The sequence below is a fragment of the Klebsiella sp. OBRC7 genome (assembly GCF_000293135.1).
In the GTDB taxonomy this organism is placed as follows: domain Bacteria; phylum Pseudomonadota; class Gammaproteobacteria; order Enterobacterales; family Enterobacteriaceae; genus Klebsiella; species Klebsiella michiganensis.
Genome location: NZ_ALNJ01000055.1, coordinates 1 through 8,231 on the forward strand (window position 1 = coordinate 1; position 8,231 = coordinate 8,231).

General features: G+C 54.5%; 8 protein-coding genes. 5 read left to right on the plus strand and 3 right to left on the minus strand.

The features are described 5' to 3' along the window. The first annotated feature begins 349 nt into the window (after positions 1-349). The 5 genes from typA to fabY all read left to right on the plus strand — a co-directional run bounded on the left by typA (position 350) and on the right by fabY (position 5,180). Positions 350-2,173, plus strand: a complete 1,824-nt coding sequence (gene typA, locus HMPREF1144_RS12115; RefSeq protein ID WP_009652898.1) for a ribosome-dependent GTPase TypA — start codon at positions 350-352, stop codon at positions 2,171-2,173. 133 nt (positions 2,174-2,306) lie between these two features. After that, positions 2,307-2,906: a glucose-1-phosphatase gene (yihX, locus tag HMPREF1144_RS12120; protein ID WP_004127106.1), complete on the plus strand. Its 600-nt coding sequence runs from the start codon at positions 2,307-2,309 to the stop codon at positions 2,904-2,906. Beyond that, on the plus strand, positions 2,900-3,760 hold the full coding sequence (locus HMPREF1144_RS12125) for a virulence factor BrkB family protein (protein WP_004127107.1): 861 nt from the start codon (positions 2,900-2,902) through the stop codon (positions 3,758-3,760). Before yihX ends, HMPREF1144_RS12125 begins: the two co-directional genes overlap by 7 nt. Continuing rightward, positions 3,757-4,194: a D-aminoacyl-tRNA deacylase gene (gene dtd, locus HMPREF1144_RS12130; protein ID WP_042927610.1), complete on the plus strand. Its 438-nt coding sequence runs from the start codon at positions 3,757-3,759 to the stop codon at positions 4,192-4,194. Before HMPREF1144_RS12125 ends, dtd begins: the two co-directional genes overlap by 4 nt. A gap of 44 nt (positions 4,195-4,238) precedes the next feature. After that, entirely contained in the window at positions 4,239-5,180 is a 942-nt protein-coding gene (gene fabY, locus HMPREF1144_RS12135) for a fatty acid biosynthesis protein FabY (protein ID WP_009652900.1), read from the plus strand. 17 nt (positions 5,181-5,197) lie between these two features. Here fabY and HMPREF1144_RS12140 read toward each other — a convergent pair whose 3' ends face one another. The 3 genes from HMPREF1144_RS12140 to fdoI form a co-directional block, all read right to left on the minus strand. Continuing rightward, entirely contained in the window at positions 5,198-6,115 is a 918-nt protein-coding gene (locus HMPREF1144_RS12140) for an alpha/beta hydrolase (protein WP_004855869.1), read from the minus strand. A gap of 195 nt (positions 6,116-6,310) precedes the next feature. Continuing rightward, a complete protein-coding gene (fdhE, locus tag HMPREF1144_RS12145; protein ID WP_004132861.1) occupies positions 6,311-7,240 on the minus strand; it encodes a formate dehydrogenase accessory protein FdhE in 930 nt (309 codons plus the stop codon). A 342-nt stretch (positions 7,241-7,582) separates the two neighbouring features. Further along, positions 7,583-8,218, minus strand: coding sequence for a formate dehydrogenase cytochrome b556 subunit (gene fdoI, locus HMPREF1144_RS12150; RefSeq protein WP_004107380.1), 636 nt, complete (start codon positions 8,216-8,218; stop codon positions 7,583-7,585). Positions 8,219-8,231: the final 13 nt, after the last annotated feature.

An 8,231-nucleotide genomic window follows, 5' to 3' on the forward strand; every position in this document is an offset into this window, starting at 1 on the left:
GTCGTGGAAACGAAAACTTTTTAACTACGAAAAGTGGCGTTGTTGCCTTAAAAAATATAAAGCGAAATCTGTGCCAACTTTTAAATTGCCCCCAAAAGGCGTTATCATGCACATCATCGTGCAAAAGGGCTGCACCAAAATGAATGCATTGCACCAATATAGTGCATTTGTGTGAACATTGGGCACTTATTTGGTGCAATTGACCTTTAATAACCCTTTTAACGCTCCGTGAAAGCGATCACAAAGAATCTCTGCAATACTTGTTTGCGGAGGATGTTTGTGATCCTGTTTTGTACTGCGATTAATCCGTGTACAATAACGCGCTATTTCTAATGCCTGAGGCAAAGTTGTGATCGAAAATTTGCGTAATATCGCCATCATCGCGCACGTTGACCATGGTAAAACTACCCTGGTTGATAAGCTGCTACAGCAATCCGGTACGTTCGACGCGCGTGCCGAAACTCAAGAGCGAGTGATGGACTCCAACGATTTGGAGAAAGAGCGCGGGATTACCATCCTGGCTAAAAACACCGCTATCAAATGGAATGACTACCGTATCAACATCGTTGATACCCCAGGGCACGCCGACTTCGGTGGTGAAGTTGAACGTGTCATGTCCATGGTTGATTCCGTTCTGTTGGTCGTTGATGCAATGGATGGTCCGATGCCGCAAACGCGCTTCGTGACCAAAAAAGCCTTTGCTCATGGCCTGAAGCCAATTGTTGTTATCAACAAAGTTGACCGTCCGGGCGCGCGTCCTGACTGGGTTGTCGATCAGGTATTCGACCTGTTCGTTAACCTCGACGCTACCGACGAGCAGCTGGACTTCCCTATCGTTTACGCTTCTGCGCTGAACGGTATCGCGGGTCTGGATCACGAAGATATGGCTGAAGACATGACGCCGCTGTATCAAACCATCGTCGATCGCGTACCGGCGCCGAACGTTGACCTTGATGGCCCGCTGCAGATGCAAATCTCCCAGCTGGACTACAACAACTACGTTGGCGTCATCGGCATCGGCCGCATCAAGCGCGGTAAAGTGAAGCCGAACCAGCAGGTCACTATCATTAATAGCGAAGGCAAAACCCGTAACGGTAAAGTCGGTAAAGTTCTGACCCATCTGGGCCTTGAGCGTATCGAGAGCGACGTCGCAGAAGCTGGCGATATTATCGCGATCACCGGTCTGGGCGAACTGAACATCTCTGACACCATCTGCGATACGCAGAATGTTGAAGCGCTGCCGGCACTGTCCGTTGATGAGCCGACCGTCTCTATGTTCTTCTGCGTTAACACGTCGCCGTTCTGTGGTAAAGAAGGTAAGTACGTTACCTCTCGTCAGATTCTTGACCGCCTGAACAAAGAGCTGGTACATAACGTCGCGCTGCGCGTTGAAGAAACGCCGGATGCAGACGCATTCCGCGTTTCTGGCCGTGGTGAACTGCACCTGTCCGTTCTTATCGAGAACATGCGTCGTGAAGGTTTCGAAATGGCGGTTTCCCGTCCGAAAGTTATCTTCCGCGAAATCGATGGCCGTAAGCAAGAGCCGTTCGAAAACGTCACGCTGGACGTTGAAGAGCAGCACCAGGGTTCTGTGATGCAGGCGCTGGGTGAGCGTAAAGGCGATCTGAAAAACATGAATCCAGATGGCAAAGGCCGCGTACGTCTCGACTACGTGATCCCAAGCCGTGGTCTGATCGGCTTCCGTTCAGAATTCATGACCATGACCTCCGGTACCGGTCTGCTGTACTCCACCTTCAGCCACTACGACGACGTTCGTGCGGGTGATGTGGGTCAGCGCCAGAACGGTGTTCTGATCTCCAACGGCCAGGGTAAAGCGGTTGCGTTCGCACTGTTCAGCCTGCAGGATCGCGGTAAGCTGTTCCTGGGCCACGGCGCAGAAGTTTACGAAGGTCAGATTATCGGTATTCACAGTCGTTCTAACGACCTGACGGTAAACTGCCTGACCGGTAAGAAACTGACCAACATGCGTGCGTCCGGTACTGACGAAGCAACGGTTCTGGTTCCGCCGGTTAAGATGACCCTGGAGCAGGCTCTGGAGTTCATCGATGACGACGAACTGGTAGAAGTCACCCCGACTTCTGTCCGTATCCGTAAACGTCACCTGACCGAGAACGACCGTAAACGCGCGATGCGCGGTGCGAAAGAAGATTAATTAACGCTTCTTTCTGCTATCTGAACCCTGCCTCAATGGCAGGGTTTCTTTTTTGTACAAAGCCCTGTCGCCCATAGTCAAACTCCCCCTTTCCCGCTACAGTTAATTTTCCACGGTGCAAAAGGAGAGGACCATGCTCTATATCTTTGATTTAGGTAATGTGATTGTCGATATTGACTTCAACCGGGTGCTCGGGACGTGGAGTGATTTAACGCGCATTCCCCTTGCGACGCTGCAGCAGCATTTCACCATGGGCGAAGCGTTCCACCAGCATGAGCGCGGTGAAATCAGCGACGAAGATTTTGCGGCGGCGATGTGCCATGAAATGAACATGTCGCTAAGCTACGAGCAGTTCTCCCACGGCTGGCAGGCGGTTTTCGTTGCCCTGCGCCCGGAGGTTATCGCGATTATGCAAAAATTACGCGAGCAGGGGCATCGCGTTGTGGTTCTGTCCAACACGAACCGTTTGCATACGACTTTCTGGCCGGATGAGTACCCTGAGATACGCGCCGTTGCTGACCATATCTATCTTTCTCAAGAGATGGGGATGCGTAAACCGGAAGCGCGGATCTATCAGAGCGTCCTCGACGCTGAAGGTTTCGCCGCTGACGATACGGTCTTCTTCGATGATAACGCGGACAATATCGCCGGAGCTAACCAGCTGGGCATAACCAGTATTCTGGTGACCGGGAAGGAAACCATCCCCAACTACTTTGCTAAACAGCTATGCTAAAAACCGTTCATCAAAAAACAACGCGCCATCTGCGGCCGCTGGTCGCCTGGCTAAAGCTGTTATGGCGGCGTATTGATGAAGATAATATGACGACACTGGCGGGGAATCTTGCCTATGTGTCGTTACTCTCCCTTGTGCCGCTGATTGCCGTCGTTTTTGCGCTGTTCGCGGCATTTCCGATGTTTTCTGATGTCAGTATCCAGATTCGCCACTTTATTTTCGCCAATTTCATTCCGGCAACCGGAGATGTCATTCAGGGCTATATTGAGCAGTTTGTCGCCAACTCCAGCCGGATGACCGCCGTGGGCGCTTTCGGCCTGATTGTGACATCGCTGCTGTTGATGTACTCCATTGATAGCGCGTTGAACACCATCTGGCGCAGTACCCGAACCCGGCCAAAAACCTACTCCTTTGCCGTTTACTGGATGATCCTTACCCTGGGGCCGCTGCTGGCGGGGGCCAGCCTGGCGATCAGCTCCTATCTTCTGTCGTTACGCTGGGCCAGCGACCTGAATAGCGTGATTGACGATGTGCTGCGTATTTTTCCGCTTATTTTATCCTGGGTGGCATTCTGGCTGCTTTACAGCATTGTGCCGACGGCCGAGGTGCGTAACCGCGATGCGATAATCGGTTCCCTGGTCGCGGCGCTGCTCTTTGAGGCGGGTAAGAAAGCTTTTGCTTTATATATCACCGCTTTCCCGTCATATCAGCTGATTTATGGCGTGCTTGCCGTGGTGCCTATTTTGTTTGTCTGGGTGTACTGGACGTGGTGTATCGTCTTGCTTGGCGCTGAAATTACTGTCACTCTCGGTGAATACCGCAAACTGAAAAAAGAAGAAACAGAACAATCATGATTGCATTAATTCAACGCGTATCCCGAGCTAGCGTTACCGTGGAGGGTGAAGTGACGGGCGAAATCGGCCCCGGGCTTCTGGTGCTGTTAGGCGTCGAGAGAGACGATGATGAGCAAAAGGCGAACCGCCTGTGCGAGCGCGTGCTGGGATACCGTATTTTTAACGATGCTGAAGGCAAAATGAATCTGAACGTGCAGCAGGCTGGCGGCAGCGTGCTGGTGGTTTCACAGTTTACGCTGGCAGCGGATACCGAACGCGGGATGCGTCCTGGTTTTTCGAAAGGGGCCGCGCCGGATAAAGCGGAAGCGCTGTACGAGTATTTCGTTGAGCGCTGCCGCCAGCAGCAAATGAATACGCAGACCGGGAGATTTGCTGCCGATATGCAGGTTTCTCTGTTGAATGATGGTCCCGTGACCTTTTGGTTGCAGGTATGAGCCAGCTTCCGGGCAGGCTGCGGGTAACAAAAGAGAGTACAGCTATGTATCACCTTCGTGTACCGCAAACAGAAGAAGAGTTAGAGAGCTACTACCAGTTCCGCTGGGAGATGCTGCGTAAGCCGCTGCATCAGCCGAAAGGGTCCGAGCGCGATGCGTGGGATGCGATGGCGCACCATCAAATGGTGGTCGATGAAGAGGGCAATCTGGTTGCCGTCGGGCGGCTGTATGTGAATGCGGAAAACGAAGCTTCTATCCGTTTCATGGCCGTCCATCCGTCAGTACAGGATAAAGGGCTGGGAACCCTGATGGCGATGACGCTGGAGTCCGTCGCCCGTCAGGAAGGCGTTAAGCGCGTGACCTGTAGCGCCCGCGAAGATGCGGTGGAGTTCTTCGCTAAGCTCGGTTTTGTGAACCAGGGCGAAATCACGACGCCGACGACCACGCCGATCCGTCATTTTCTGATGATTAAGCCGATAGCCTCGTTGGACGATATTTTACATCGCGGCGACTGGTGCGCTCAGCTGCAGCAGGCCTGGTATCAGCACATCCCTCTCAGCGAGAAAATGGGCGTGCGCATTCAGCAGTATACCGGGCAAAAGTTTATCACCACTATGCCGGAAGCCGGTAATCAGAACCCGCACCATACGCTGTTCGCCGGCAGCCTGTTTTCTCAGGCAACGTTAACCGGCTGGGGGCTTATCTGGCTGATGCTGCGCGAGCGGCATCTTGGCGGCACAATTATTCTTGCCGATGCGCATATCCGCTACAGTCAGCCTATTAGCGGACGCCCCAGCGCCGTTGCCGATCTTGGCTCGTTAAGTGGCGATCTTGACCGGCTGGCGCGAGGCCGCAAAGCGCGCGTTCAGCTGCAGGTTGAACTATTTGGCGACGAGCGGCTGGGCGCGGTTTTTGAGGGTATCTATATTGTTCTTCCCGCGAAGCCATTCGGCCCGTATGAAGAGGGCGGTAACGAAGAGGAGTAGCCTCGCTTCACGCTTATCTATCGGCCTGGTGTTTTAACCCGCCAGGCGATATCTCTCATCGCGCTGCCTGCCGCCGGGCTGATACCGCCCAGCTGAAAGAAGCCGTGAATCACCCCGAGATAACGCTGACAGGTGCAGTCAACGCCCTGCTCAAGCAGGCGCTGGTAAAGCGCTTCGCCTTCATCACGCAAAGGGTCGTATTCCGCAGTCAGAATATGCACCGGCGGTAAGCCGTGAAAGTCTTTACGCCACAGTGGGCTGGCTTCCGGGTGGTGGAGCGCCGTCGTGGAAAGGTACATTTCATAGCCGCTGAGCAGGGTATCTTCGGTGATGATGTAATCTTTACCGTTATCGATATAGCTCTTCATGCTGGCGGTGGCGTCCAGCATCGGGTAAATCAAAACCAGCTGCGCAGGTTGCCATGCCTGCGCTGTTTTGAGCCGCAGGGCGGTCACTAATGCCAGGTGTCCCCCGGCGCTGTCGCCAGCCAGCGTAATACGGGAAGCGTCGATGCCTAACTGCTCCGCGCGGCGGTGAATAATCAGCGCGCCTCTCTCCGCATCGTCATGGGCGGCAGGGAAAGTATGCTCCGGCGCCAGCCGGTATTGCACGGCGATAACGCGGCAGCCGCTGTGGTATGCCAGCTGGCGGAGCTGATGGTCATGCGTGGCGAAACCGCCGCTGATAAAGCAGCCACCGTGGAAATAGATTACGGCAGGCAGTGCGCCGGAAGCGTTAAGGGGAGAGACAACGCGAAATGCCATGCCGTCGAGTTCGATATCTTCTACCTGAACGCGCTTTTCCTGTTCCCCAGCCAGTACCGTACTGGCGAGATAGTCGCGTCTCCGGTCATCAATATTCTGTTCGCGCGATGAGAGGCGGCCCGCATCGATAAATTCCCGCACCAGCTCTGCGATACCCTTTTCAAGCGCCATTTTTCATTCCCTTAAGCTGTTTGGATATACAGTGTTATAGCCTGATTGTGAACAAAAGAAAACCGGCGATTTTCGTTGGGAAGTGATTCTGGAAAGCTGCTCGCAAAACCAAAGATTTTGCCGGCATACCGGGAGTATTTACGCCTTATCAATGGTAAGCCGGGCAGCAGGCGCCGCCCGACATGATGCCTGCCGTTATTCCCCTTCGCCAGGGAACAGGAACGGGTTGATGGAGCTGCGGGCGAAGCCCTCTTGTTCCATCCGTGCGTCCAGTACCAGAGAGGCGAGGTCGTCGGCTACGGCCTCCACTTTTGGGTCTTTTTCCTGATAGAGAATCTTCAGGTAGGTACCGCAGTCGCCGCAGGTTTCGGCTTTAATCGCCGACTGCTCGTTATCCAGTGACCAGTAGTGCAGATCGCGCGTCTGTTCGCAGTTGCTGCACTTCACGCGCACCACGTGCCATTCGGTTTCGCACAGGTTGCAGTGCAGATAGCGCAGGCCCTGTGTGGTACCAATTTGCACCATGCTGGAGACCGGCATCGAGCCGCAAACCGGGCAGAACTGACGCTGTTCACCATATTCAGCGCGGGCCTTTCCGGGGATCAGGCTGGCCATCTGCGCCCAATAGAGCGAGAGCGCGGCCCAGATAAACGGCGCTTTATCGCTGCTGACAGAGGCAAAATCGGACGCAAACAGCGCGCTTGCCATCAGTTCCAGCTCCTGCTCGGAGGCTTTTTCCAGATTCTCGATGACCGCCAGCGCCGGGCCGCTCATCTCCGGCTTCAGTTCGGCAATCAGCGAATGCAGCAGCTTGTGCCAGTGCTTATCGCGCGGCAAAACGTGGATATCCAGCGGCGGTTTACCCTGGTCGTTCGCTTCTTTGATGCGCGCGGTGAGATCCATCTGCAGCGGATGGTCGTACAGCACTACTTCCTGCGCGTGGGCGATAAGCGCGGCAAAGCGCAGGTAATCACCCAGCGGGTTATTTTCAGCCAGTTCGCGCAGGCGTTCGGCGCGACGGTTATATAAATTTTTGAGTCGGGGAAACAACAACGGCGGGATCATATCCGTCGCGCGTTTCTCGCTCTTTTCCAGCTCATCTTGCGGGATGATACGAATGCTCATTCAGTCACTTCCTGGTTTCAGCAGATTCGGCGATGGTCACGTCCGCTCTGCGATTTGGCGGGCATCATGCGCCCGCTCTGGTGATGTTATTAATGATAACCGCAATCGGCATACGGGATATACCCGGGACATCGCAATGTGTGCGCTACGATACCTGATATCGATATCCCCGACTATGCACCGTTAGGATTAGCTGCCCTGCGCCATGGCTTGAGCGAAACAGGAAACGTGCCGCTTCTGCCTGCGGCGCACTCTGGCTAACGTTGTCAAAACAGCGCGTTATCCGCAAAAAAATGGCGTCGATATACGACGCCATTTCAGAGACGAACAACGCGCTCGGGCCTACGACTGGCGCTTATCCTGCTTTTCGCGGACTTCACGGTACCAGCGCGGGTGATGTTTCTTCGCCCAGGTCTTCGTGACCCAGCCTTCCACCATCGCGGTAATGGTGCCTTTCACCCACAGCGCAGCGTAAATATGCACCATGATCACCACAATCAGCGCCACCGCAGAGAAGGAGTGCAGCATCAGCGCGAAGCGGATAACCGGGATGGAGAAGGCCGGCGCAAAGTACGGACGCCAGATGATCACGCCGCTCACCAGCAGCAGCACCAGGAAGATAATCGCCGCCCAGAACACGCATTTCTGGCCGAAGTTATAGCGCCCGGTGTCGCCCACTTCCTCGTTGACGACAATCTTGCGAATATTTTTCGCCCAGAAAATATCGTCCCGGTTGATCAGGTTGTGGTGCCAGTAGCGGAAGAACATGATGATGAACGAAGCAAACATAATCACGCCCACGAACGGGTGCAGAATACGCGCCAGCTGCGGGGTGCCCATGATTTGCATCAGCCAGTTGAAGGACGGGAAGAAAAAGCCCAGCCCGCTTACCGCCGCCAGCACGAAGCAGAAGGCGGTGACCCAGTGGTTGATTCGCTCCGGCGCGGTGTAGCGCACGATGGTGTCACGTCTTTTCATTTGCGCACCTCGT

What these genes read in the sequence shown, in the direction of transcription:
- fdhE (WP_004132861.1), bottom strand. Translation starts at nt 7,240, where the DNA reads ATGAGCATTCGTATCATCCCGCAAGATGAGCTGGAAAAGAGCGAGAAA.
- dtd (WP_042927610.1), top strand. Translation starts at nt 3,757, where the DNA reads ATGATTGCATTAATTCAACGCGTATCCCGAGCTAGCGTTACCGTGGAG.
- fdoI (WP_004107380.1), bottom strand. Translation starts at nt 8,218, where the DNA reads ATGAAAAGACGTGACACCATCGTGCGCTACACCGCGCCGGAGCGAATC.
- fabY (WP_009652900.1), top strand. Translation starts at nt 4,239, where the DNA reads ATGTATCACCTTCGTGTACCGCAAACAGAAGAAGAGTTAGAGAGCTAC.
- HMPREF1144_RS12140 (WP_004855869.1), bottom strand. Translation starts at nt 6,115, where the DNA reads ATGGCGCTTGAAAAGGGTATCGCAGAGCTGGTGCGGGAATTTATCGAT.
- yihX (WP_004127106.1), top strand. Translation starts at nt 2,307, where the DNA reads ATGCTCTATATCTTTGATTTAGGTAATGTGATTGTCGATATTGACTTC.
- HMPREF1144_RS12125 (WP_004127107.1), top strand. Translation starts at nt 2,900, where the DNA reads ATGCTAAAAACCGTTCATCAAAAAACAACGCGCCATCTGCGGCCGCTG.